We start from the raw sequence: 26,101 nt of genomic DNA on the forward strand, positions 1-26,101 counted from the left end.
GATGGGTCTTAATTGTTCGCGGACTCCGCTGGCGAGATCAGTTCGACTGGGTGCGTCGACGGCCGGGAGAGCAGGGCGTCGAGTTGCTCCAGACACGACGTGCCGCTGGCGACGACGGTCCGGTCACGGGTTTCCGCGGTCGTGAACTGCTCCGCCAGGTCGTCGCCCACGTCCATACTCAGTTCGTAGTAGGTGTCCTTGTAGCCGAACGATCCGGCCATGCCACAACACTCCACGTCCGAGGTGACGACGTCGTGGCTCAGGTCTTCGAGGACGGCGACGGTGTGGCCTTCGAGACCGAGCGTCCGCTGTTGGCAGTGGGCGTGGTAGGCGATCTCCCGTCCGTCGCCGCTGGGCAGGGCGTCGGCGTCGGCGCCGTTCTCCAGCAGGCCGTAGACGTACTCCATGATCTCGTAGCTGTGCTCCTGCAGGCGCTCGGCGGAGTCCTCGGCGAGGAACCGCTCGTACTCGCGGTCGAACATGGCGAGGTCGGAGGGTTCGATGACCACCACGTCCCGCCCGGCGTCGATGTGTTCGGCGAGGCTGCCGTACACGTCGTGGGCGTGGTCTTCGGCGGTGGCGATCATCCCCTGAGAGAGGGGGGCGCGACCGCTCGACCGGACCGCGGGGACGCGCACGTCGACGCCGAGGGCTTCCAGCGCCCGGACCGCCGCCTTCCCGCGTTCGACCTGGACGTGATTAGTGTAGACGTCGGGGTAGAGGACGGCTTCGCGGGTGGGATCCGAGACGGTCGAGGTGCGGTGTTCGAACCACTCCACGAGTGTCTCGCGCTGGAACTCGGGGAGGTCACGGCGGGCGTCGACGCCGGCGACGCGTTCGAGCGCCCACCGCGCCGGCGCGGCGTCGGCAATCCAGTTCGAGACGGGCGCGGTCGCGCTTCCGAGTTTCGCTAGCGTCTCGAAGTTGCCGAACAGGCGTTTGCCGAGGTCGAGACCGCCCGGCTCCTCGTCGGGTGTGAGCCCCTCGACGAGGAAGTCCGCGCCCTCGGGTTCCTCGCCGCGGTTGATGCGGTCACGGACCACCGTGTTGATCCACGGGATGTCGATTTTCGTCGGACAGCCGTTGACACACCGGGAACAGCCGGTACAGAAGTCGTTGAACTCGGCGGCGGAGTCCAGCCCTTCGATTCCCGCCTCCCACCCCGTGCCGATACCGCCGGAGTAGGTTTCGCCGCCGAAGGCGTGGCCGCCGACGTGCTGGAAGTTGGCACACGAGTTCGAACACTGCCCACACCGGATGCAGTACAGCGTCTCCCGCAGTTGCTCGTCTTCGCGCATCGCCATCCGGCCGTTGTCGATAAGGACGAGGTGGAAGTCGCGGTCCGAATCGCGCTCGGACAGCGGCGTCTCGTCGTCGTCGAAGTCGAGCGTCGGCGAGTCGACCGGCGGCGTGAGCAGGGAGACGTAGGCCGTGAGGTCCTGGCCCGTCCCTGACCGCGCGAGCAGTTCCAGAAACGGCGAGAGGTCGTCCGTCGAGGGCACGATTTTTTCGACCCCTGCGACGGCGACGTGGGTGTCGGGCGTGACCGCACATTTCCGGGCGTTGCCCTCGCTGGTGACGAGCGCCATCGTCCCGGTGTCGGCGGCGATGAAGTTGGCGCCGGTCATCCCCACGTCGGCGTCGCGGATCAGTTCGCCGAGGCGTTCCCGCGCGAAACTGGTGAGTTCGTCCGCCGTCTCGAGCGGCGTCTCGGGATCGAACCGCTCGTTGAACAGGTCGGCGATGCTCCCCTCGGAGCGGTGGATGGCGGGCGCGATGAGGTGAGAGGGCGCCTCGTCGGCAATCTGGACCACCCACTCGCCGAGGTCCGTCTCCACCACGTCGACGCCGTTGGCTTCGAGCGCCTCGTTGACGTCGAGCTCCTCGGTGGTCATCGACTTGCTCTTGACCACGCGGTCGGCGTCGGCGTCGTCGGTCACCTCGCGGATGTACCGATTGGCGTCGGCGGCGTCGTCGGCGACGTACACCGTGCCGCCGTTCGCTTCGACCGATTCCCGCAACTCATCGATGAGTTCGGGCAGGCGGTCGATGGCGTCCTCTTTGATCTCTCGGACCTGGTCCCGGAGATCCTCGTAGTTCTCCAGGCCCGCCACGGCCGCCTGCCGGTTCCGGTTGAACTCCTTGGTGTTCTCTTCGATGGCGGGCCCCTCGGTCGCCATCAAGCGTCGGATCTCGGCCGCTTTGTCGCCCTTACTCATCGAGCATCACCACGTGGACCGCTTCGGGGCCGTGCGCCCCGAGGACGAGTTCACCCATGTCGGCGGTGGCGCTCGGCCCGGTGGCGACGATGGCGCTCTCGCCGTGGTCGCGCGCCGCGTCGCCGAAGCGGTCCATCGCCTCGGGCAGGTCGGGGAGAACGTCGCTCGCGCGGACGACGGGCACGTGGAGTTCGGGGTAGAGACTGACGGGTTCCGCCCCATCGGCGGTGGAGGGCAGGAGGACGCTCCCGTAGTTCGCGACGCCGAAGGAGGCGGGGGTGACGCCGGTCGCGGCGCGTTCCAGGGCGGCAGGGGTCGGATCCACGGTGACGTTGTCGGGGTACGATACGTCGAAGGGAAGCGAGACGCCGACGGCCGGCTCGCGCACGAGTCCGTCGAGCGTCTCCGCGAAATCGTCCACCGTCACCCGGGTGCAGTCGACGCCGAGTTCGGCGAGGGAGTCCTCGAACGTCGACAGTGTCGGGTTCGTGTTCGTGGTGGCCATGGACGGGCGTTGTTGCGCTGGGGCTTTGGTGCTTCGGTCCCGTGCTGTGCGCTAACGGTGCCCGCGATGGGTCAAAAAACGGTGATGGTGGGCCGCGATACGGACTGTTGGAAGTCAGTTCCGGCGGTCGTCGACCGCCGGGGCACAGTCACAACAGCCGTCTCAGAACAGCCCGGGGAACAGGACGTAGCTGAACAGCATCGCGAGGACGCCGACGGCGATGGAGTAGTACAGTAGCGGGATGAGGTTGTACCGCATCACGCGACCCTCCGAGCCGACGAGCCCGACGGTCGCCACCGCGGCGACGATGTTGTGAACCGCGACCAGATTGCCGATGGCGCCGCCGACCGCCTGAGCGCCGACGATGATCTGTGTCGGGAGTCCGAGTTGCTGTGCGGCCTCGAACTGGAACCCGCCGAAGGTGATGTTCGAGACGGTGTTCGATCCCGCCATCGCGGCGCCGAGTGCACCGATGAGCGCCGCGACGAAGGGGTAGGCCGGTCCCAGGAAACTGGCCGTCACCGTTGCGAGGACGACGATCATGCTGCCCGTTTCGGGGGCACCCGGATGCGCACCGGAGTTGATCATCACCTGCACCATCGCGATGACGAAGATCAGCGCGATGAACGGCGCGACGATCTTTTGGGCCGTCTCCGTCCAGGCGGCGGTAACCTCCTCGGCCGTCATGCCGAAGATCGGAATCGCGAGGACGGCACTGACGATGAGCCAGAACCCGGGGACGTTCATCCACGCGATGCTGTTGCCGAGCGATGTCCCGAGGATGTCGCTCCAGGTGATGACGAACCACGAACTGTTGATGAACGACGAGACGGGCGCGACGGCGCGCGTGACGACGAGCAGGACGACGAGAAGCAGGTACGGCGACCACGCCTTCAGCAGGGACATCTCGGTCGCGCTCGCGGTCCCGCCGTCGGTGACGGCCTCGGTATCGGGGGCGCTCCCGTTCTGTCCGGGTTCGATCGTTCCGACCCAGTGGTCGGGCCACTCCTCGCGTGGCGGGAAGTCCCAGTGCGTATCGGGGAGCAGGTAACCGGCCCGGAGCACGCTGAGGACGATGGCGCCGCCGACCATCGAGCCGATGAGGCTGGGGAACTCGGCGGTGATGAACCAGGCCGACAGCCAGTACGGGACGGCGAAGCTGATCCCCGCGAACAGACAGAGCGGGGCGACCTCCCAGGCCGGCTTCAGCGATCGGTCTTCGCCGCCGAAGAAGTAGACGACCATCCCGACGGCGAACAGGGGCATCACGAAGCCGACCAGTGCGTGGTAGGTCGCGGCCCACGCCGCGACCTGGTTCGAGTATTCGGTGACGGTGAACCCGCCCGCCTGGATCACGTCGCCGAAGCCAGCGGCGGACAGCGGGTCGCGGATGCCGACGACGATGGGGGTGCCAACGGCGCCGTACGTGACGGCGATGATGTGACCGATGATCGCTGCGATGACCGCCGCCAGCGCCGGGAAGCCGAGACCCAGCAACAGCGGTGCGACGACCGCGGCGGGCGTCCCGAACCCGGCAGCCCCCTCGATGAACGTCGCGAGGAAGAAGCCGATGAGAACGATCTGTACCCGGCGGTCGTCGCTGACCGCCGCGAACCCTCGGTTGATGCGGTCGAACGCCCCGGCTTCCATCAGCGTGTACAGGAGCAACAGCGCGCCGAAGACGATCCAGAGGATCTCGACGGCCGTCATCACGCCGACGATGGAGCCCGCGGCCAGCCACTCCGTGGGCATGTCCCAGGCCACGTAACCGACGACCAGCGCCGAGAGCCACGCAATCGGCATCGCTCGCGTCGCCGGCCAGAGGAGACCGACCAGCATCATGCCCGCGAGTAGCAGCGGCAGTGCCGCCAGAATCGTCTCTCCAGTAGTCACCACACTCGATTCACCCGATTAGACCGCAGTATAGCCGATATGGCCAGCGTTCGCATAATACGTGCGGTGGGTGTTAGTCATTGGTTATAAATCAACTGGAATTATTTCCGTTATGTATTATATACATCCATATTATTTGAAATATTGTCTGTATGTGTGATATATTTTTTATTTCTTTGTGACACTACGTGTCGTCGGACGCCCTGCCCGCTCTCCCGCCGCAGCGCATGGCGGGGCCGAGACCGACCTCGGAGTACCGGCATTTTATGCGACCATGGACCAACTGAGAGCCAATGGCAACGACTGGGGACTCCCTCGACGACCCCGCGTCGGAGGGCGATTACGACTATCGGAGCGACGATGTCGACCGGCCGGGGATGGTCGACGACCTCGAAACGCTGCTCGACGGCGACGTACGTTTCGACGACTACTCTCGACAGCTGTACGCGACCGACGCGAGCGCCTACGAAGTGACGCCAGTGGGCGTCGTCTTCCCGACGTCGACCGACGATGTCGTCGCGGCCGTCGAATACTGCGCCGACCGGGGGATTCCGGTTCTCCCGCGGGGTGGCGGCACCAGCCTCGCCGGGCAGACCGTCAACGAGGCCGTCGTCGTCGACTTCTCGCGGCATATGACCGACGTGCTCGCGGTCGACCCCGGCGAGGGACGCGCTCGCGCCCACCCCGGCGTGAACCTCGGCGATCTCAACGCCGAACTCGAGCCACACGACCTGAAGTTCGCCCCGGACCCCGCGTGGGGCGATAAGAGCGCACTCGGCGGCGCCATCGGCAACAACTCAACCGGATCACACTCCCTGAAATACGGGAAAACCGACGCCTACGTCGAGGAGGTCGAGGCCGTCCTCGCGGACGGAACCGTCACGACGTTCGGTGAGGTGAGCCTGGAGGCTCTGCGCGCGGGCGCCGACCCCGACGGCGACATCGAGTCCCGCATCTACGCCGAGGTGTGTCGTATCATCGACGAGGAGGCCGACGAGGTCGCGGAGCGCTACCCGGACATGAAACGCAACGTCTCGGGCTACAACCTCGATATGCTGATCGACGAGGCCGAGACGGGGTCGGTCAACCTCGCGCGCCTGCTCGCGGGCAGCGAGGGAACGCTCGCGCTCGTCACCGAAGCTACCGTCTCGCTCGAACCCGTCCCCGAGACGAAGGCGGTGGCCCTGCTCACCTACGACGACCTGCTCGACGCGATGGAAGACGTCGAGCCGATTCTGGAACACGATCCGGCCGCCGTCGAGGTGATGGACGACGTGTTGCTCGGCCTGGCGCGTGAAACCGCGGAGTTCGCCGATGTCGTCGGGATGCTCCCCGAGGGCACCGACTCCGTGTTGCTCGTGGAGTTTTACGCCGACAGCAACGCGGACGGGCAACAGAAGGTGGCCGACCTCATCGCCGACCGCGTTCCGGACGGTGATCCCGCAGTCGCCCCCGACGAGGGGGCCGCCGACTACACGGTCGACCCCCGCCGTGCGCGGAGCGCGATGGAGGCCCACGACGCGGAGACGCGCGCGAAGTTCTGGAAGATGCGCAAGTCCGGGCTCCCGATTCTGCTCGGGCGCACCACCGACGACAAACACCTCGCGTTCATCGAGGATACGGCCATTCCCGCGGCGAACCTGCCGGACTACGTCGCCGACTTCCAGGAGCTGCTCGAGGACTTCGAAACGCGCACCACGTACTACGCCCACGCGGGGCCGGGCGTGCTCCACATCCGCCCGCTGGTCAACACCAAGACCGTCGAGGGCATCGCCGAGATGGAGGCCATCGCCGACGCGGCGACCGACCTCGTCGTCAAATACAACGGCTCCGTGTCGGGCGAGCACGGCGACGGTCACGCGCGCACGCAGTGGAACCGAAAACTGTACGGCGACCGCCTCTGGACGACGTTCCGCGACCTGAAGACGGCGTTCGACCCGGACTGGCTGTTGAACCCGGGCAACGTCTGTGGGTACGCGGACGACGAACCGATGCCCGACCGCACGCCGGAGCGGGCGGCCGCCTTCGACATGACCGAGAACCTGCGGTTCGGCGCCGACTACGAGTTCGACGCGGGGTTCGACCCCGCCCTCGACTGGGACAACGAGAACGGCTTCCAGGGGATGGTCGAACTCTGTCACGGCTGTGGTGGCTGTCGCGGCCCGCAGGACACCACCGGCGGGGTGATGTGCCCCACGTACCGCGCCAGCCAGGAGGAGATCACCAGCACGCGAGGGCGGGCGAACCTGCTCCGGCAGGCGATGAGCGGCGACCTGGACGACGAGGAGCAGTTCGACGTGGAGTTCATGCACGAGGTGCTCGACCTCTGTATCGGCTGTAAGGGGTGTTCGAAGGACTGCCCCAGCGAGGTCGACCTCGCGAAACTCAAAGCGGAGGTGACCCACGAACACCACCAGCGCCACGGCGCCTCGCTCCGTGATCGGCTCTTTGCCAACATCGACACTCTCAACGCCGTGGGGTCGGCGCTCGCGCCCCTCTCGAACCTGGCCAGCAAGGTGCCCGGCGCCCGAACCGTGATGGAGAAGACGCTGGGCATCGCCGCGGACCGCTCGCTCCCCACGTTCCACCGCGAGTCGCTCCTCGACTGGTTCGAGTCCCGTGGCGGCGCCCAGGTCCCCGTCACCGACGCCGACCGGCGCGTCCTGCTCGTCCCCGACTCTCACACCAACTACAACGACCCCGACGTGGGGAAGGCAGCCGTCGAGGTGCTCGAAGCGGCGAACGTCCACGTCGACGTTCCCGAGGACGTGACCGGGAGCGGCCGACCGCCGTTCTCGAAGGGATTTATCGAGACAGCGCGTGACCGAGCACGGGAGAACGTCGCCGCCCTCGCGCCTCGCGTGCGAGAGGGCTGGGACGTGGTGGTCGTCGAACCCTCCGACGCGGTGATGATGCAGTCGGACTACCGCGACCTGCTCTCCGGTGACGACGTCGACGATGTTTCTTCCAACACGTACGGCGTCATGGAGTATCTCGACACGTTCCGTCTCGACGAGCGCCTCGCGGTCGACGCGCCGGCGACGTCGCTCACGTACCACGGCCACTGTCACCAGAAGGCGACGAACAAGGACCACCACGCCGTCGGCGTGTTGCGCCGCGCGGGGTACGACGTCGACCCCCTCGACTCGGGGTGTTGTGGCATGGCTGGGTCCTTCGGCTACGAAGCCGAACACTACTCCATGAGTCAGGCCATCGGGAACATCCTCTTCGAGCAGGTCGACGCGAGTCCGGGCGACCAGGTCGTCGCCCCCGGCGCCTCCTGTCGGACCCAGCTCGGCGACGAGTTCGACGAGGAGCCACCGACGCCGATCGAGCAGGTCGCCGCCGCGCTCACGTAGGATCGAACGGCGTTCCCGCGGTCCACAGGCGGTCGACGTACGCGCGGGCCCATCGGGTCGCCGCGGGGTCGTCGTTGCCGACGAAGCCGAGCGGCGTGTCGTCGCGGTAGACCACCAGCCCCATCTCGGGGCCGTCGGGCGTCTCCGCGAGGACGAGCGTGATCGGGGCGGCGTGGTCGGTGCGCCGGACCCCGACGCGGCCGAGTGCGACCGACTCCCGGAGGTCGTCCGGCCGCGTCTCCGCGATCCGGTCGAGCACCCGGTCGGTCGTGACGAACGTCCCGGTCATCGCGTCCTCGACGATCCGGTCGTGATAGAGGCTGGCGTGTCGGTCGAGAAAGCGCGCGGAATAGGCCGAGACGTGGGTCGCCGTCTCGATTAGCGTGGTGACGCGATCGACGGGCTGATAGGGGGCGTGTGGCGTCGATTCGACGAGCGTCGCGCCGTCGAAGACGCCCGGTGCGATTTCGGTCTGCAGATCGACGCCCTCGAACAGCGACGCCGCGTCGGCGATGGCGCCGATCCGCTCGACCCGCCGGTCGTGCTCGTCGAGCGCGAGCCGACCCAGCGGCGTCAGGCGATACCCGGCCGTCGTCGACGCCGCGAACCCCACGGTCGACAGTTCACGAAGCGAGCGGTCGAGGGTCGACCGCGAGACATCAACCGCCTCCAGCAGCGTCGCTTTCGGCTGCGGCTCCGGGTCGAGCGCGCGAAGCGTTGTCCGTCGCCGCTCGACGATAGCCGCGGGCGATCGGTCGGTCATCGCCCCCCGACCGATCCGCGGCTGACCGATCGCCATTTAGCACTTTCGGCGATATCCTTATATATCATCTATCAGCGCGTGACGCATTTCGCGGCAGATAACATGAATATGGCGGTGGGTAATGCTGTGAGTGCCGGGGTGCCTCTGACACACGGGGTCGTGGCGGGTCGTTCGACCTGCTTCCCGGTGCCCGGCGGCGAGCGAGTTTGCCCGGACTCGCTCGCTGCCGGGTGTCCCCGGTGACCGAACGCGCCAGTTACTTCTCCGCCGCTCGGTGTGCTGCGCTGACGGTATTGGTCAGCGTCTCGGCATCCTTCCCGGCCGCGAGGTGTGAGCGACAGTTACAGTCCGACGCACCGAAGCCGGGAATCGGTCCCGTGGGGAGGCGGTCCGCGACCGCACATTCGGCGTCGGTCCCGGACGTGGTGACGACGATGTGCAGGTCGGTCGCCGGATGCCCGGCGAGATAGTCGATATGCCAGTGGCGAACGTCGTGGTCGCCCGCCGCGACCCGCCGGTGGCGATCGACGCGGCTGAACCCGCCGCTCCCGAGCGCGCTTCCCGTGTAGGCGTACGCCCCGGCCGGCACGCGGTGGTCGCCGAGCGCGCCGACCTCGACATCCGCCGCTCGCGACAGTTCGAGGACGAGCGTGTACGTCCCCCCAGTGTGTTGCCCGTCGTCGGCCATACGGAGTCGGGGGACCGCCCCTGCAAAACGCTACCGACCGCAACCGGTATGGTCGCGCCGACCCGAGCGGGGTCGTGGACGACGCCGTCGACCGACTCCGGGCACGCGCCGACGGGGAACTCGCGGACTACCGTCGCCGTCCCGGCCGCGACCCGACGTACGCCGACTGTGACCTCGAACCCCGGCTGGAAAGCGCGCTCGCCGACCGCGGCATCGACCGCCTCTATCGCCACCAGGCCGCGGCCATCGAGGCCGTCCGCGACGGCCGCGATGTCGTGCTCGCGACGCCCACGGCCAGCGGCAAGAGCCTGGCCTACACCGTTCCGGCGGTCGAACGCGCGATGGACCACGGCGGACGCACGCTGTATCTCGGCCCGCAGAACGCCCTCATCGCGGACCAGGCCGACACCCTCGACGGCCTCGCCCGCGACCTCGGATTCGGTAGTCGCGTCTCGGTCGACACCTACACGGGCCGCCTCTCGAAGACCGAAAAGCGCGACGTGCGCGACCGCCGGCCGACGGTTCTGCTGTCGAATCCCGATATGCTTCACTACGGGCTCTTGCCCCACGGTCACCGCCTCTGGGAGTGGCTGTTCGCCTCCCTGGATCTCGTCGTCATCGACGAAATACACGACTACCGCGGGGTGTTCGGGAGCCACGTCGCTCTCGTCCTCCGCCGTCTCGCGCGCCTCTGTGAGCGGTTCGACAGCGACCCCCAGTTCGTCTGCTGCTCGGCCACCATCGGCAACCCGGTCGACCACGCCGCTCGGCTGACCGGCCGCCCCGAATCCGGGTTCGCGCTCGTCGACGAGGCGACGAGCGGTCGCGGGCCGCGCCACTGGGTGTTGTGGAACCCGCCGGAGTACGAGGGGGATCGTGGCTCGGGTCGCCGGCGATCGAGCCACGTCGAGACGAAACGCCTGTTCGCCGACCTCGTGTCGGACGGCCACCAGACCCTGGTGTTCACGCGGGCGCGCCAAACCGCCGAGCGCTACGCGACCGAGAGCGCCGACGCCCTGCGCGACCGGGGCGCGAGCGACCTCGCGAGACGGATCGAGGCCTACCAGGCCTCACTGCGCGACGACCGCCGGCGCGACATCGAAGACGGTCTCCACGACGGCGACGTGGCCGGCGTCTGGAGCACCAGCGCGCTCGAACTCGGCGTCGACGTGGGCGGTCTCGACGCCGTCCTCCTCGACGGCTACCCCGGGACCCGGATGGCGACGTTTCAGCGCGCCGGCCGGGCGGGCCGTGGCGACGACGCCGCGCTCATCGGCCTCGTCGCCGGCGAGGACCAACTCGACCAGTATCTGGTCGCGAACCCCGACGACCTCTTCGCGGGCGACCCCGAGCGCGCGATGGTTGACCCCGCGAACGACCACCTGCTCCCGGATCACGTCGCGGCGGCGGCCGCCGAGAACTGGCTGTCGGCCGACGACGACGCCCACTTCGGCGAGACCTTCGACGATGTGATGGCCGACCTCGTCGATGCCGGCCGCCTGGAGCGCCGCGAGACCGAGGACGGCCCGCGGTGGACCCACGCGGGCGACCGGAGCCCCCAGCACGAGACGAATCTCCGCCGGATCGACGACCGCGACGTGGACCTGCTGGCCGACGGCGACGTCATCGCCACGCTCGGCCTCGGCGACGCCCTCCGTGACGCCCACCCCGGCGCCATCTACCACCACCAGGGCCAGTCCTACGAGGTGGCCGACCTGGATCTGGACCGCGACGTGGCGACCCTGCAGTCCACCTGGGCGGACTACTACACGCGCGTCCTGACGGAGAAATCCATCGCGGTGGACCGGGACCGGGCGTCGACCGCCCTGTCGGCCCGACCGGACGTGGCCGTCACCCTCGCCGATGTCACCGTTACCGAACGGGTGACGGGCTACGAACGCCGCGACGCGGGGCGGGGCGAGACGCTGGGCGAGGAGGCGCTCGACCTGCCCGAGACGACGCTGTCCACGACGGCGCTGTATTTCACGGTCCCCACGGATCTGGAGGGGGAGATGCGTGCCATCGGCGACTTTAATGGTGGAATCCACGCCGCGGAACACGGTCTCATCTCGCTGTTCCCGCTCGAACTCCTCTGTGACCGGGCGGACGTGGGTGGGCTTTCGACGCCACACCACCCCCACACCGGCGCGAGTACGGTTTTCGTCTACGACGGCCACCCCGGCGGCGTCGGTCTCGTCCGCGCCGGCTACGAGCGCATCGAACCGCTCCTGGAGCGCACGGCGCGGATGCTCCGCGCCTGTGACTGTGCCGACGGCTGTCCGGCCTGCGTCCAGTCGCCCCACTGCGGGAACGCGAACGACCCCCTCGCACCCGACCCCGCCGCATATCTCCTGGACGCGTTGAGCGGTCGGGGCTGAGACGGAGTATCGTCACTGTCTCCCGGTGGGTCGCCAAGACGGTCCCGCGAACCACCGGTACTGACTGCCGATAAACCGTATGAGGCGGATCGCCGAAGAACGACAGGTACTTTAGGCCGCCCTAAAGATTGGCGGGCATGAGTGCAGATGTCTGCGTAATCATCCCGACGATCAGGGAGTACGAATGCGTGCGGTCGTACGTCGCGAACGCCGAGAAGCACGGGTTCGATACGGACCGACTGGAGTTCGTCCTGGTGACCGAGGATCACTGTCCGACCGACGACATGCAAGCCATGCTCGACGACCTGGGCGTCGAGGGCGAGGTGTTCGATGGGAGTCGTCGCGAGGAGTGGATGGAAGCCAACGATGTCGGCGACTACACCCACCTGATTCCGGCGCGGAGCCACGCCCAGACGAGTTTCGGCCTCCTGTACCTCTGGGCCCACGACCACCCCTACGCCGTCTTCATCGACGACGACACCCTCCCCCACGAGGACGTGGACTTCTTCGGCACGCACATGCGGAATCTGACCGAGGAGCGCACCGTCGAATCCGTGCGGTCGGACGAGAACTGGGTGAACGTGCTCTATCACGCCGCCGACGAACACGGTCTCTACCCCCGCGGCTACCCCTACTCGGCGATGGACGAGACGGTCGAAACGGGCGAGACCACGGTCGACGACGTGGTCGCCTCCCAGGGCCTGTGGACGAACGTTCCCGACCTGGACGCGGTGCGCATCCTGATGGACGGCGACCTGCAGGGACAGGCCGAGACGCGCCTGACCGCCGCCGACTTCGGCCCCGACTTCGTGGCCGAATCCGGCCAGTATCTCACCGTCTGCTCCATGAACCTCGCCTTCCGCCGGGAGGTCGTCCCCGCGTTCTACCAGCTACCGATGGACGACAACGAGTGGTCGGTCGGTCGCTTCGACGACATCTGGAGCGGCGTCTTCCTCAAACGCGCGGCCGATCTGCTCGACAAGCAGATCGTTACGGGCGACCCGCTCTGTGAGCACAACAAGGCGCCTCGGTCGACGTTCGACGACCTCCACAACGAGGTGGCGGGGCTGGAGCTCAACGAACACCTGTGGGAACTCATCGACGACGCGGCGCCGTCGGTCGGCGAGGACGAGGACCCGTACGCCGTCATCTTCGAGTCGATGGCCGACCGACTCGTGGACGCCGAGGCCGACTACCGCAACGGCGACTTCCTCGCTCACGTCGGTACGTACATGCACGACTGGCTCGACTGTCTCGACGAACTCCAGACCGCCCAGCGGTCGGTCCCCGCCGACGACTGAACGATTTATACGGGTTCTTGTCCCTGTCTTCCGGTGGATCGCCACGACGGATCGGCGACCTACCGGTACTGACTTCCAATAAACCGTATTAGAGCACCCACCCACCGCGAACGAACGGAGTGAGCGGCCAAGAGCCGACCAACGGGAGGCTCGCAGGCTTTTGGTCGAGCTTTTGTCAGGGAGCGAGCGACCGCGGCAAAAGGGCGGTCTGCGGTGCGAATCTACCGTGACCCCCGCTAACCGAACCGGCAAGTATAAGTGTTTTAGGGCGGCCTAAATCACGTATGGACGAGACTCGAAGCTCCCGCCGGCGCATTCTGCGGGTTGGAGGCGCTGCTGGACTGGCATCGATCGCGGGCTGTAACGGGATCCTCGGCGGTGGCGGCACCGACGACTCGGGTGGCGATACCGTCGGACAGATCGGCTCCGGTCGGTCGCCGTTCGGCGATCGCGACATCTCGGGCGGCACGTCGATGTCCGAGATGCCGGATCTGAGCGGCGAGTTGACGCTCTATTCGGGTCGAGGCGAACCGCTGGTTGGGCGCCTCGTCAGCTTCATCGAGGAACTCTACCCCGATTTGACCATCCGACCGCGGTACAACTCGGCGTCGGAACTGGTGAACCAGATAGCGACGGAAGGCGAGGGCAGTCCGGCCGATGTCTTCTTCTCGGTCAACGCCGGCTCGCTCGGCGCGCTCAAGGACCGCGGACGGACGACCGAACTCCCGACCGAGGTCCTCGATATGGTGCCCGATCAGTTCCACGACCCCGACGGCACCTGGATCGGCACGTCCGGGCGCGCGCGAACGATCCCCTACAACACGAACGCGCTCTCGGAGTCGGACATCCCCGACGACATCTTCGCGTTCCCCGAGACCGAGGCGTTCCGGGACGCCATCGGCTGTGCCCCCTCGTACAGTTCGTTCCAGGCGTTCATCACCGCGATGCGTGTCCTCAACGGCGAGGAGGAGACCCGCCAGTGGCTGAACGAGATGCAGGAACTCGGTCTGCAGCACAACTACGCCGACGAGTTCCTGGTCAGTCAGGCGGTCGCCAACGGCGAGCTCCGCGCTGGCTTCGCCAACCACTACTACATCCAGCGCGTCCTCGCTGGCCGCCCCGACGCCCCCATCGCCACCGCATTCACCGAGGGCGACGCGGGCGCCATCTTCAACGTCGCCGGCGCGGCCGCGCTCGATACGGCCGAGGACCCCGACCTCGCGGCCGACTTCGTGCGCCACCTGCTGTCGGCCGAGGCCCAGGACTACTTCGCGCGGGAGACCTTCGAGTACCCGCTGGTGCCGGGCGTCGATCCGATCGGCCGTCTCCCCAGTATCGATGAATTGAACCCGCCCGAAGGATTAGACCTCACTCAGTTGTCCGACCTGGAGGGGACGGTGACCCTCCTTCGCGATGTCGGAATGCTCTGAGACACACCCCATGGCTGCCGACCACCACACCAGCAACGACGCTCACGAGGACCTCCCCTTACCGACGACGATAGCCAGCGGCGCTATCGCCGCGGCGGTCCTCCTGCCGCTGGTGTGGCTGGTCCGAACCGCGCTCGACGTGGGGTTGGCGGAGGCGATCGCCATCTCCACGCGGCCTGCGACCCTCCAGGTGTTCGTCAACAGCGCCGCCCTCGTCGTCACGGTCACCGTCGCGTCGGTACTCATCGGCGTGCCGCTCGCGTATCTGACGGTGCGGACGGACCTCCCCTTCCGCCGGGCGTTCACCGTCGCCGTCTCCCTCCCGCTCGTCATCCCGAGCTACGTCGGCGCCTTCGCCTTCGTCTCGGCGTTCGGCCCACAGGGTGCCTTCCAGCGACTGCTCGCTCCCCTGGGCGTCGAGCGACTTCCCGAGATATACGGCTTCCCCGGCGCCGCGCTGGTCGTGACGCTCTACACCTACCCCTACGTGTTCATCACGACCCGCGCGGCGCTGAAGTCGCTCGATACGACGCTCATCGACGCCGCGCGGACGCTCGAACACTCCCGGTGGGAGGCGTTCCGCCGCGTTACGATCCCCCAGATTCGGCCGGCCGTCACCGCCGGCGCTCTTCTGGTCGCGCTGTACACCCTCTCCGATTTCGGGACGCCCGCGATCATGCAGTTCGACGCCTTCACGCGGGTCATCTACGTCGAGTTCACGAGTTTCGGCCGTGACGTGGCGTCCCTGCTCTCCCTGCAACTCGTCGCCGTCACCCTGCTTATCCTCGGCCTGGAGTCGCGCGTCCGGGGCAACGAACCGCTGTACGCCGGGCGCCAGGGCGGGCGGACGAGCGGCACCGTCTCCCTCGGCCGGTGGAAGTACGTCGCCTGCGCGGCCTGTCTGGCCATCGCGGGACTCGCCTTGCTCGTGCCCCTCGGCATCCTGCTGACGTGGCTGACGCGGATCAACACCGATGTCGGGAGCGCGCTCGCGTTCCAGCCCGCGTACGCGCTCAACTCCATCGGCGTCTCGGCGGCGGCCGCGCTCGTCGCCACCGTCGTCGGCCTGCCCGTCGCCTATCTCGCCGCGGGCTATCGCTCCCGCCTGGCCGACGCCTTCGAGCGCGCGACCTACGTCGGCTACGCCGTTCCTGGCGTCGTCCTCGGCCTCGCGCTCGTCTATCTCGGCACGTCGTACGCCCAACCCATCTACCAGACCCTCTACCTGCTCGTGGCCGCGTACGTCATTCGGTTTCTGCCCCAGGCCGTCGGTTCGATGCGAGCGTCCTTTCTCCGGGTCAACCCCGCGCTTCCCGAGGCGGCGCGGACGCTCGGCCGCACCTCCTTCGGTGCCTTTCGCGCGGTGACGCTCCCGCTCATCGCGCCCGGCCTGCTCGGCGGCGCGGCGCTGGTCTTTCTCACCACCATGAAGGAACTGCCGGCGACGCTGCTGCTCCGCCCGTCCGGGTTCAAGACGCTCGTGACCCACATCTGGACGGCGACCGAATCCGGCTACTACGGCCACGCCGCGGTGCCGGCGCTCATTCTCCTTTTCGTCTCCGGGCTCTCGATGCTGGTGATCCTCACTCAGGAGGGATACGATGTCCAATAAGACGATGCACGCAACCGACGAACGGATGGATGGCTCGACGGAACCGACGGCGGACGACACGCCCGTCCTCGAACTCGACGAGGTGGACAAGGACTACGGCCCCGAACGCGTCATCGAAGGCCTCTCGCTGTCGGTCCACGAGGGAGAGATCCTCACCCTGCTCGGCCCCTCTGGCTGCGGGAAGACGACCACCCTCCGGCTGATCGCCGGCCTGGAACAACCCGACGCCGGGCGGGTCGCGCTCAACGGTAACCCGGTGTCGAACGCGGACCGCTTCGTCGCTCCCGAGGACCGCGGTGTCGGCGTCGTCTTCCAGGAGTTCGCGCTCTTTCCGCACCTGACCGCCGCCGAGAACGTCGGCTTCGGCCTGGAGGACTGGGATGCCGACGCCCGCGAGGAACGCATCGACGACCTGCTGGACCTCGTCGGTCTGGAGACACAGGGTGATTCTTACCCGGACGAACTCTCCGGCGGGCAACAGCAGCGGGTGGCGCTCGCCCGGTCGCTCGCGCCCGAACCCGACGTGCTCCTCCTCGACGAACCCTTCTCGAATCTCGATGTCGACCTCCGGGTGCAGATGCGCGAGGAGGTCCGCCGCATCCTCAAGGAGACGGGCGTCACCGCCGTCTCCGTCACCCACGACCAGGAGGAGGCGCTGTCGATCAGCGACCGGGTGGCCGTCATGAACGACGGCCGGATCGAACAGGTCGGCGACCCCGAACAGGTGTTCCAGCAGCCCGAATCCCGCTTCGTCGCCGGCTTCCTCGGCCACGCCAGCTTCCTCCCCGGCTACGTCCACGGTGGCGAGGTGACGACCGGTCTCGGCCCCATCCCGCGCGACCAGATCAACGGCCTCGCGGGCACCTACGACCGGACGCGCATCGACGTACTGGTCCGCCCGGACGACATCCGCGCCGTCCCCGTCGAGGGCGAGGCCGACGGTCGGATCGTCGCCCGTCGCTACCTCGGCCCGACCATCCTCTACGAGGTCCGGCTGGACGACGACACCACCGTCCAGTGTATGCACAACCACGACGAGTCTATCCCGCTCGACACCCGCGTCCGCATCGAACTCGATGCCGACCACGAACTCGCGTGGTTCCCGGGTGATCAGCGGCCCGAAGACGGAGACGCCGAATAATCCGTGCCGCGCCGCCGTGACCAACTGCTGGCCGCCGCACTCGTCGCCCTCGCCGGCGCCGTCGTCTACTGGTTCGCGGTCGACCTCTTTCCGTACCACTCCGTCAACGACGACGAAGGCGTCTACCTCATGCAGGCGGCCATGCTGCTCGAAGGCGACCTGTTTCTCTACCCCGGCGCGCTCGGTGACCTGGTGCGGCCGTGGTTTTTCGTCAGCGACACGACCGGCGGGACGCTCCGCTACTACTCGAAATACTCCCCCGTCGCGGCGGGCGTCTTCGCTGTCGGCAAACTGCTCGGCGACGCGAACCTCTCGCTCGGCCTCGTCGCCGCCGGCAACGCCGCACTCGTCTACGGCCTGACGACCGCTGCCTTCGACCGCCGGACCGGTCGGCTGTCGGTCGTCGCGCTCGTCGCCACCCCGCTGTTCCTGTTCACTTCCGCCGTCTTCCTCTCGTACGCCCCGGCGACGCTCCTGAATCTCGCCTTCGCGCTGGCGTACGTTCGGACGATGCGTCAGGACTCGCCGCGCTGGGGCCTCGTCGCCGGCACGGCTATCGGCCTCGCCTTCTTCGCTCGCTCGTACACCGCCGTCCTGTTCGCCACGCCGTTCATCGCCCACGCCATCGGGTCCCTCTGGTGGACGTGGGGCGACGACCGGTTCCGCCCGACGCTCGTTCGCCTGCTGGCCGTCGCCGCCGCCGGCCTCGCCGGCGTCGCCATCACCCTCGGCTACAACGCGATCGTGACCGGTGATCCCCTGCTTTTCCCGTACAAGGCCTTCGGGCCGGAGGACGGCATCGGCTTCGGTCATCACGAACTGCTGGGCTACGACCGGATATACTCGCCGGCGCTCGCCGCCGAGACGACCGTCCGACTGCTCGACATCCTGACGACGGAGTGGACGGTCGCCGGCCCCGTCGGCACGCTGCTCGCCCTGATCGGCCTCTCGGAACTGCCGACCGACCGTGACGCCATCGCCGATCCCTCTCTCTCCCCTCCGGCGCTTCGGGTCGTCGTCGCCGGCCTCGCTCCCGCCGTCGTCCTCGGCAACGCCTACTTCTGGGGAACGCTCAACGGCCTCAACAACGGCCTGATCGGTCTGCTCGGGCCGTACTACCACTTCGACCTGCTCCTCCCCCTCTCCGCGTTCGCCGCCGCCGGGGTGTTCGTCGTCTGGCGACGCGCCCGGGCCGCGACCGCGGGCCTCGACTCCCGGTACCGTCGGGTCGCCCTCGCCGCGGTACTGGTCGTCGGTCTCGGCGTCGGCGGCGTCGCTGGCGTCGACGCCGTCAGCGACCCCTACGACGAGAACCGACTGCGCACCGCGAACCTCGCCGACACCTACGCGCCCTTCGAGGGGCAGTCGTTCACGAACGCCGTCGTGTTCGTCCCCGAACCCTACGGCGATTGGATCCAGCACCCCTTCCAGTACCTGCGGAACGACCCCGGCCTCGACGGCGATGTCGTCTACGTCCGCAACGAGGGCGATGTCGAGCGGTTCGAGACCATCGACGCGACCGGTGACCGCCGACCCTACCGCTTCACCTACCGGGGCGAGTGGGAGGGAGCGGTGACAGGCGTCGACCCGGCGCTGGTACCTCTGTCGGTCGAGCGCGGTGACCGCGTGACGGCGACGACGACGCTCGGCGTGCCCGCGCGGGCGACCCACGCACGGGCGACGGTCGTCACCGAAGCCGGCACCGCCCGATACGACATCGGCCGCGTCGACGGTCCCGTGACCGTCGACTGGACCATCGGCGGCGACAGCGTCGGTGCGACCACCCTCTCCAACGAGAGCGCGCCGCTTCCGTCGGGCGTGAGCGAGGTGACGCTCCGCGTCACGTTCGTCGAACCGCAGGGGACGACCGTCACCTACCGACAGACGGCGAGCGTCGAACGGACCGGCGACAGCGTCCGGGTCATCTGGCCGCCGGAGACGCGGGTCTGTTCGCTCACGACCGACTGCGGGTCCGAGGGGACGTACGTCGGCCCCGACGGCGACTACGTCTCGGGCGTGTCGGTGGAGACGTCGGCGACGGCGCGCAACGACAGCGCGGCGTGACCGCTCACAGACGGGTCAGTCGCGTCGTGAAAAAGGAGTCGGCGGCGTCTTCGAGCGCTGGCCTGGGATCGCCACTGGCGTCGACCGGTGCGGTGGCGACGGCCTCGCGGTCCATGTCGTCGAGGACGGTCCGCTCGCCGAGCAAGACGAGGCGGTCGGGGTCGCGCCGGTCGAGCACCGTCCGGCAGTCGTCGAGATGGGCCGCGACCTGTTCCTCGCGCCGGCGCTCGAACCGCGACTGCGAGAATCCGCCCTTGGAGTGGCTTCCCTTGACGTCGGTCTCGACCGTCTCTACATGCTGTAAGTCGCCGTCCTCGTAGACGCCGACGGCAAAGAGGTCCGAGCGCACCAGCGCGACGGTGAGACCGTCGGTCGGCCGAAACCACGCGTCGTCGAGGCGAAAGCCGTCGTCCCACTCCGCGAAGGGGTCGGGCGCGAGCGGCGGGTCGAGGGCGACGCTCACGAGGCGTGCGTCGTCGACACAGACCAGACACGGCGCGGTGCGGTCGACGAGCGGTGCCCGGTCCCCGAGGGCGTCGTCGACGGCGCCGGGGCGTTCGTCCGCGACCATCGCGGTCAGGGCGCCCTCGGGGCCGGTGTCGAGACTCCGCAAGCGGTCGAGTACCTCGACCAGTCGGTCACCGCGGAGCGCCGTCGTCTCGCGCGGGGTGAGCGCCTGTGCGCTCTCGGCGTCGGCGTCGCCGTCGAGGCGGCCTTCCAGGTCGGCGATGCGGTCTTCGAGACGATTGACGCGCTCTTCGGCTTCCTGTCGGGCGGTCGCGGCGTCGGCCCGGCGCTCGCTCTCGGCCTCGAGTTGGCGTTCCAGATGCCGCTTCTCCTCTTCGAGTTCCTCGATACGCGCCTTCAGAGAGGCCCGCCCGAGCAACCTATCGAGCATGGTAGAGCGCGCGGGCGCCGGGGCCTTCTAGCCTGTGGCTTTCGTACACTGCTGACTCCCGAGACGGTCACGCGGAGGTTCTCGAAACGGGGCCGCCGACGGATCAGATGGCTCGACCGGCGACGGCGCCGGGGTCGTAGCCCGCATACCGGAGGAGTTCGGCCGCGCGGGCGGGTTTGGCGAGGAACACCTCACAGCGGTCGGGGAGGGTCGTCTCCGTCACGTCCGGTGGTAGTCCCAGCGACCCGGAGGGGATGCCCTCCTCGCCGAGCACCGGGAAGTGGCGCCCGTCGAGTTTCATCACGAGGGGGGCGTCGAGGCGTTCGACGCCCTCGCCCGTGGCATAGAGGCGCTCGTTCATCCGTTCGTGGTCCGTCGGGTGCATGACGGCGTGGTCGCCGTCGTGGGGTTCGACGTACAACCGCCCGAGGTAGTAGCCAGCGGAGAACTCTTCGAACATACTGTTCGTCACACGGTACCACACGACACGGTATAAGTCTTGTCGGCAGCACTTATGCCGAACCGCTTTCAGCCCGTCACTGGTCGCGACCGAGCGTCATCGACCAGACGGCGATGATGCCGAGGAGGACGGCCGGCAGCATGGGCAAGACGAGCATGAGCGTTCGGTAGTGCGCCCCGATCGCGCCGCCGGGCCGGAGATACACCAGCCCCGGAACGACGAGGACGGCGAGGATGACGGCGGCGACCAGCACCCAGCCCTGGCGGCCCAGTCCGTCGGCGTCGTCCGCCGCCGGCCCGTCAGAACTCACTGTCCGGAACGACGACGACTTTGCCGAACCCCTCCCGGTTCTCGAGGCGTTCGTGTGCGCGCGCCGCCTCGCTCATCGGGAGGACCTCCCGAATCCGCGGCTGGAACGTGCCGTCCCAGACGCGTTCGAGGGCGTCGTCGACCTGGCCGAGCGTCGCCATCGTCGAGCCGACGACTTCGAGCTGGTCCCAGAAGATGCGGTTGATGTCCGTCTCCGGGTGGCTCCCGGTCGTGGCTCCGCAGGTGACGAGCCGGCCGCCCTTGGCGAGGCTTCGCAGGGAGTCCTGCCACGTCTCCGCGCCGACGTGGTCGACGACGACGTCGACGCCGCGGCCGTCGGTCAGCGCGCGAACCTCGTCGGCGAAGTCAGTCGTTTCGTAGTTGATGGTGTGTTCGGCGCCCACCTCGGCCGCAAACGACAGTTTCTCCGCCGTGCTCGCCGTGGCGAACACCTCCGCACCGAGGTGGTCGGCCACCTGCACGGCGGCGTGGCCGACGCCGCCCGACGCGCCCAGGACGAGCACCGACTCGTTCGGACAGAGGTCGGCCCGGTCGACGAGCATCCGCCACGCGGTGCCGAAGACGAGCGACGCCGACCCGGCGACGGTCCAGTCGACCCCCTCGGGCACCGGTACGAGGTTCTCCTCGGGGACGGCGATTTCCTCGGCGTGGACGCCGCGGACGTGCTCGCCGATGATGTGGTAGGTGGCACACATCGACGGGTCGCCGTGGCGGCAGAACTCGCACTCCCCACAGGCGACGCCCGCAGTGACGGCGACGCGGTCCCCGGGTTCGAAGCGGGTCACGTCCGCGCCCACCTCGCGGACGACGCCCGCGGCGTCGCTGCCGGGGACGTGTGGCAGGTCTAGGTCGAGTCCCGGGAGTCCGCGGCGGGTCCAGATGTCGAGGTGGTTCAGCGCCCCCGCCTTCACGTCGACTCGCACGTCGTCGCGGCCGACCTCGGGCGCGGGGAAGTCGCCGTATTCGAGCACCTCGGGACCGCCGTGTTCCGCGAACTGGACCGCTTGCATGGGCGGGCAATCCCCGGCGACGGACAAAACGCTGTGGTTCCCGCCCTTGAGATCACCGTCCCGTCGTGTTCGTGCTCCCGCAGTCGGGGCATCTGGTCAGCGTCCCGTGAGAGGGGTGGGCGGCCGTCTCCCACTCGTCGCTCCCGGTCGGTGCCTCGAAGCCACAGTTGCGACACGCCACTCGGGTCGTGGTTTGACGCATGGACTCGTCACCCATACAGTGCGGTACGAGAGCATCCCGCATAGATGTTTCTCGTGGCGTGGTCCCGCCGGACCGCGACGTTTAGTGGACGGCGGCCGAATCGGATCGCATGACCGAGACGCCCGACCACGACGAAGAGCACGACGACCACGGACACGACCACCATCACCACCACGACGTCGAGACGGTCGGCGCCGCGGTGGTGACCGTCTCCTCCTCGCGGACGCTCGACGACGACCCGGCGGGCGACGCCATCGCCGCCGCGTTCGAGGCGGCGGGCCACGAACTCGTGGTGCGGGAACTCGCCGGCGACGACTACGACCACGTCCAGTCGACGCTCCGGACGCTCGCCAGGCGCGACGACGTTGATGCCGTCGTGAGCACGGGCGGGACGGGCGTGACGCCCGATGACGTCACCGTCGAGGCGGCCCGGCCGCTGTTCGAGAAGACGCTGCCCGGCTTCGGCGAACTCTTCCGCCGTCTCTCCTACGACGACATCGGCGTCCGGGTGGTGGGGACGCGGGCCGTCGCGGGTATCGTCGCCGGGACGCCCGTGTTCTGTCTACCGGGGAGCGAGAACGCGGCGACGCTCGGCGCCGAAGAGGTGGTCGTTCCCGCCGTGGGGCATCTGTCGGGGCTGGCGACGCGAGACGAAGGGTGATCGCGGGCGTTCCCACTCACGGGGCGTCGTCGTCAGGGTTTAAGCCTCCGGCCGAGTAGAGGCAGTACATGAGTCAGCAGGAACCCGAGGCGAAAGACCCGTACGCGGGGGAGAAAGACCCAGAGCTCCGGAGCGCCGAAGTGACCGAGGGGCGGGACCGCGCCCCCCACCGATCGATGTTCCGCGCGATGGGATTCGACGACGCCGACCTCTCGTCGCCGATGGTCGGCGTCGCCAACCCGGCCGCCGACGTTACGCCGTGTAACGTCCATCTCGACGACGTGGCCACCGAGGCCATCGACGGCATCGACGAGTCGGGCGGGATGCCCATCGAGTTCGGTACCATCACCATCTCGGACGCCATCTCGATGGGGACCGAGGGGATGAAATCCTCGCTCATCTCTCGGGAGGTCATCGCCGACTCCGTCGAACTCGTCGCCTTCGGCGAACGGATGGACGCCCTCGTCACCGTCGGCGGGTGTGACAAAAACATGCCCGGGATGATGATGGCCGCCATCCGCACCGACCTGCCCTCCGTCTTCCTCTATGGCGGGTCGATCATGCCCGGCGAGCACGAGGGCCGCGAGGTCACCATCCAGAACGTCTTCGAGGGCGTCGGCGCCGTCGCCGATGGCGAGATGTCCGACGACGAACTCGACACCCTGGAGCGGAACGCCTGCCCCGGAGCTGGCTCCTGCGGCGGGATGTTCACCGCCAACACGATGGCTTCCATCAGCGAGGCCATCGGATTCGCGCCGCTCGGCTCCGCCTCGCCGCCCGCCGAAGACGAGGCTCGCTACGAGGTCGCCCGCGAGACCGGCGAACTCGTCGTCGACGTGATCGAGGACCGCCGCAAGCCCTCCGATTTCCTCTCGAAGGAGTCCTTCGAGAACGCCATCGCGCTCCAGGTGGCTGTCGGCGGATCGACCAACGCCGTCCTCCACCTGCTGGCGATGGCCGCCGAGGCCGGCATCGAACTCGACATCGAGGACTTCAACCGCATCAGCGAGCGGACGCCGAAGATCGCGAATCTCCAGCCCGGCGGCGAGCGCGTCATGAACGACCTCCACGAGGTCGGCGGCGTGCCCGTCGTCCTGCGCGAACTGCTCGACGCCGGCCTGCTCCACGGCGACGCGCTCACGGTGACGGGCGAGACGATGGCGGAGGCCATCGAGCGCTACGACCCGCCCGCTATCGCCGACCTCGACGCCGACTTCCTGCACACCGTCGCCGATCCGATCCACGAACGCGGCGCCATCCGCATCCTCACCGGCAATCTCGCGCCCGAGGGCGCGGTCATCAAGATCACGGGCGAGGACCACCTCCACCACGAGGGCCCGGTGCGGGTCTTCGAGAACGAGGCGGACGCCATGGAGTACGTCCAAGAGGGGAACGTCGAGTCCGGCGACGTGATCTGCATCCGGAACGAGGGCCCCCGCGGCGGCCCCGGCATGCGCGAGATGCTCGGCGTCACGAGCGCCGTCGCCGGCCAGGGCCACGCCGAGGACGTGGCGCTCTTTACCGACGGTCGGTTCTCGGGTGCGACCCGCGGCTTCTCCATCGGCCACGTCGCCCCCGAGGCACACGTCGGCGGCCCCATCGCGGCGCTGGAGGACGGCGACGTGATCACCATCGACATCGACGACCACGAACTCTCGGTCGACCTCGCCGACGACGAGATGGCGGCGCGTCTCGATGGCTACGATCCCGAACCGAGTTACACGTCCGGCGTGCTGGCGAAATACGGTGCGATGTTCGACTCCGCCGCCAACGGCGCGGTGACGAACCCCGGTGCGAAGCAGGACTGATCGGGACTGTTGGCGAGCGGAGCGAGCCAACAGGTCGTTTTGGCCCAGCTTTTGCGACGAGTGGTCGCGACCAACGGGAGCGATCCGAGGACGTAAAAGGTGGAACTGGCGCGGTGACGAACCCCGGTGCGAAGCAGGACTGATCGGGACTGGAACGGTGACGATCCCGGCACGAACTCCGAGCAACGCCCGGGGTTCGATTTTTTTTTTCACGACGACTCGTCGTTTAGCAGTTCGTGGACGCCGACGACCATCGCCGGCACGACGAGAATGAACAGGTGTTCCTCGACGGGGATGCCGAGCAGATCGACGCCGGTGCGCATCGGGATGGCGAAGACGCCGACGGTCAGGGTGTACCAGTCCCACACGTAGGCGACGGGGTAGAGGACGGCGACCGTTCGGGCGGCCGCCCGGACCGCGCCGGCGCGAACGACGAGCGCGAGCGCGACGGCGCCCCACACCACCTCCGTCGCGAGGTAGGTGTAGGGGCCGAGGGCGGTGACGTCGGGAACGGAGACTCCGGCGAGGGGCCGGAGCCACACTGCGAGCACCAAGACAGCGAAAAAGAGGTAGGAGGCCCGGACCAGGAGTTTCGTCGCCAGGGCGGCGTCGGCCCGACGGGCGACGAGCGCGACGGTAACGAAGGGGACGACGGCGAGCGCCGAGCTCCGGGGGACGACACCAGTGAGAGAGAGCGCGAGGACGGCGGTCATCCCGGCGCCCATGAGGGCTGTGGCGAGACGGCGCGCCCCGTCACGGCCGACGACGACGGCGACGGTCCGCTTGCCGATGGATCGGTCGTAGGCGTAGTCGGTCGCGTCGTCGACCACCTTGATGCCCGCGAGGACCGTCACGAAGATGGCGGCGAACGCGAGGGCGGTCGTCGACAGCGTCCGGGTCTGGACGTAGTAGCCGCCGAGGAGTGCGAACCCGATGCCGACGGGGTAGCCGAGCGTCGCGCCCACGGGATGGGTGTCGAGTCGCGGCGCGTGGAGGATGGCTACGATCCACCCCGGGAGCGAGAGCAGGGCGGCGACGGGGTCGACGAGGATCGCGAGGCCGACCACGCCGACGAAAACCCACGCGGTCGATCCGGCGAGCGCGAGGTGACAGCCCCGTCGCGTCAGGGGGTGGTCGTCGTCCTCGCCGCGGTGATGGAAGTCGACGAGCCCGTCCACGACGTGGGCGGTGTAGAGCGCCCAGAAGACGACGAGGAGATGCAACAGCGTCAACCGTGGGGCGGTGAACCCGCCGAGGACGGCCCCGAATCCGGAGGCCGCGAGCGGAGGTGCCATGAAGACGGGATGCACCTGCGAGGCGACGGCGGCGAGCGTCGCGCGCGGGCCGGTCCCGTGGCGAGCGAGAGTCATGAGTGACAC

General features: G+C 68.3%; 20 protein-coding genes. 9 read left to right on the plus strand and 11 right to left on the minus strand.

Features of this window, described 5'->3' with window-relative positions:
• Window positions 1-8: 8 nt before the first annotated feature.
• The 3 genes from MXB53_RS04340 to MXB53_RS04350 form a co-directional block, all read right to left on the minus strand.
• Window positions 9-2,219: an LUD domain-containing protein gene (locus MXB53_RS04340; protein ID WP_248895975.1), complete on the minus strand. Its 2,211-nt coding sequence runs from the start codon at window positions 2,217-2,219 to the stop codon at window positions 9-11.
• Complete coding sequence (locus MXB53_RS04345; RefSeq protein WP_248895976.1) at window positions 2,212-2,724, minus strand: LUD domain-containing protein; 513 nt, start codon at window positions 2,722-2,724, stop codon at window positions 2,212-2,214. Before MXB53_RS04345 ends, MXB53_RS04340 begins: the two co-directional genes overlap by 8 nt.
• Window positions 2,725-2,886: 162 nt before the next feature.
• On the minus strand, window positions 2,887-4,620 hold the full coding sequence (locus MXB53_RS04350) for an L-lactate permease (RefSeq protein WP_425601190.1): 1,734 nt from the start codon (window positions 4,618-4,620) through the stop codon (window positions 2,887-2,889).
• Window positions 4,621-4,910: 290 nt separating this feature from the next.
• Between MXB53_RS04350 and MXB53_RS04355 the strand changes: the two genes are divergently transcribed.
• Entirely contained in the window at window positions 4,911-7,976 is a 3,066-nt protein-coding gene (locus MXB53_RS04355; protein WP_248895977.1) for an FAD-binding and (Fe-S)-binding domain-containing protein, read from the plus strand.
• Here MXB53_RS04355 and MXB53_RS04360 read toward each other — a convergent pair.
• Both MXB53_RS04360 and MXB53_RS04365 read right to left on the minus strand, forming a co-directional pair.
• Window positions 7,969-8,775 (minus strand): helix-turn-helix transcriptional regulator, encoded by an 807-nt coding sequence (locus MXB53_RS04360; protein WP_248895978.1) that lies wholly within the window; start codon window positions 8,773-8,775, stop codon window positions 7,969-7,971. The two genes, MXB53_RS04355 and MXB53_RS04360, sit on opposite strands and share 8 nt — an antisense overlap.
• Before the next feature lie 220 nt (window positions 8,776-8,995).
• The gene (locus MXB53_RS04365; protein WP_248895979.1) at window positions 8,996-9,427 is read right to left on the minus strand and encodes a GIY-YIG nuclease family protein; all 432 of its coding nucleotides are present in this window, start codon (window positions 9,425-9,427) and stop codon (window positions 8,996-8,998) included.
• Window positions 9,428-9,501: 74 nt separating this feature from the next.
• Here MXB53_RS04365 and MXB53_RS04370 point away from each other — a divergent pair, with 74 nt between their 5' ends.
• The 6 genes from MXB53_RS04370 (at window position 9,502) to MXB53_RS04395 (ending at window position 19,353) form a co-directional block, all read left to right on the plus strand.
• Complete coding sequence (locus MXB53_RS04370) at window positions 9,502-11,805, plus strand: DEAD/DEAH box helicase (RefSeq protein WP_248895980.1); 2,304 nt, start codon at window positions 9,502-9,504, stop codon at window positions 11,803-11,805.
• A gap of 137 nt (window positions 11,806-11,942) precedes the next feature.
• Window positions 11,943-13,106: an alpha-1 4-glucan-protein synthase gene (locus tag MXB53_RS04375; RefSeq protein WP_248895981.1), complete on the plus strand. Its 1,164-nt coding sequence runs from the start codon at window positions 11,943-11,945 to the stop codon at window positions 13,104-13,106.
• A gap of 284 nt (window positions 13,107-13,390) precedes the next feature.
• Window positions 13,391-14,536 carry an extracellular solute-binding protein gene (locus MXB53_RS04380; protein ID WP_248895982.1) on the plus strand — a complete coding sequence of 382 codons (1,146 nt, stop codon included), beginning with the start codon at window positions 13,391-13,393 and terminating at the stop codon, window positions 14,534-14,536.
• Window positions 14,537-14,546: 10 nt separating this feature from the next.
• Entirely contained in the window at window positions 14,547-16,148 is a 1,602-nt protein-coding gene (locus MXB53_RS04385; protein ID WP_248895983.1) for an ABC transporter permease, read from the plus strand.
• Window positions 16,138-17,289 carry an ABC transporter ATP-binding protein gene (locus tag MXB53_RS04390; protein WP_425601191.1) on the plus strand — a complete coding sequence of 384 codons (1,152 nt, stop codon included), beginning with the start codon at window positions 16,138-16,140 and terminating at the stop codon, window positions 17,287-17,289. The genes MXB53_RS04385 and MXB53_RS04390 overlap by 11 nt, the downstream gene beginning before the upstream one ends.
• Window positions 17,290-17,292: 3 nt before the next feature.
• Window positions 17,293-19,353, plus strand: a complete 2,061-nt coding sequence (locus MXB53_RS04395; protein ID WP_248895984.1) for an ArnT family glycosyltransferase — start codon at window positions 17,293-17,295, stop codon at window positions 19,351-19,353.
• A gap of 4 nt (window positions 19,354-19,357) precedes the next feature.
• On the opposite strand, the gene MXB53_RS04400 is transcribed toward MXB53_RS04395, so the two are convergent.
• The 5 genes from MXB53_RS04400 to MXB53_RS04420 all read right to left on the minus strand — a co-directional run bounded on the left by MXB53_RS04400 (window position 19,358) and on the right by MXB53_RS04420 (window position 22,268).
• The gene (locus tag MXB53_RS04400) at window positions 19,358-20,251 is read right to left on the minus strand and encodes a Vms1/Ankzf1 family peptidyl-tRNA hydrolase (RefSeq protein WP_248895985.1); all 894 of its coding nucleotides are present in this window, start codon (window positions 20,249-20,251) and stop codon (window positions 19,358-19,360) included.
• Window positions 20,252-20,354: 103 nt separating this feature from the next.
• Window positions 20,355-20,711, minus strand: coding sequence for a DUF5802 family protein (locus MXB53_RS04405; protein WP_248898066.1), 357 nt, complete (start codon window positions 20,709-20,711; stop codon window positions 20,355-20,357).
• Window positions 20,712-20,787: 76 nt separating this feature from the next.
• A complete protein-coding gene (locus MXB53_RS04410; RefSeq protein WP_248895986.1) occupies window positions 20,788-21,021 on the minus strand; it encodes a DUF7977 family protein in 234 nt (77 codons plus the stop codon).
• Window positions 21,011-22,051, minus strand: a complete 1,041-nt coding sequence (locus MXB53_RS04415) for a zinc-binding dehydrogenase (RefSeq protein ID WP_248895987.1) — start codon at window positions 22,049-22,051, stop codon at window positions 21,011-21,013. Before MXB53_RS04415 ends, MXB53_RS04410 begins: the two co-directional genes overlap by 11 nt.
• A 52-nt stretch (window positions 22,052-22,103) precedes the next feature.
• The gene (locus tag MXB53_RS04420; RefSeq protein WP_248895988.1) at window positions 22,104-22,268 is read right to left on the minus strand and encodes a DNA repair protein RadA; all 165 of its coding nucleotides are present in this window, start codon (window positions 22,266-22,268) and stop codon (window positions 22,104-22,106) included.
• Between the two features lie 94 nt (window positions 22,269-22,362).
• Here MXB53_RS04420 and MXB53_RS04425 point away from each other — a divergent pair, with 94 nt between their 5' ends.
• Both MXB53_RS04425 and ilvD read left to right on the plus strand, forming a co-directional pair.
• Window positions 22,363-22,914, plus strand: a complete 552-nt coding sequence (locus MXB53_RS04425) for a MogA/MoaB family molybdenum cofactor biosynthesis protein (protein ID WP_248895989.1) — start codon at window positions 22,363-22,365, stop codon at window positions 22,912-22,914.
• 68 nt (window positions 22,915-22,982) lie between these two features.
• A complete protein-coding gene (ilvD, locus tag MXB53_RS04430; RefSeq protein WP_248895990.1) occupies window positions 22,983-24,722 on the plus strand; it encodes a dihydroxy-acid dehydratase in 1,740 nt (579 codons plus the stop codon).
• A gap of 209 nt (window positions 24,723-24,931) precedes the next feature.
• Here ilvD and MXB53_RS04435 read toward each other — a convergent pair whose 3' ends face one another.
• On the minus strand, window positions 24,932-26,092 hold the full coding sequence (locus MXB53_RS04435; RefSeq protein WP_248895991.1) for a lycopene cyclase domain-containing protein: 1,161 nt from the start codon (window positions 26,090-26,092) through the stop codon (window positions 24,932-24,934).
• Window positions 26,093-26,101: the final 9 nt, after the last annotated feature.

The organism is Haloplanus sp. XH21 (assembly GCF_023276355.1).
GTDB classification, from domain to species: domain Archaea; phylum Halobacteriota; class Halobacteria; order Halobacteriales; family Haloferacaceae; genus Haloplanus; species Haloplanus halobius.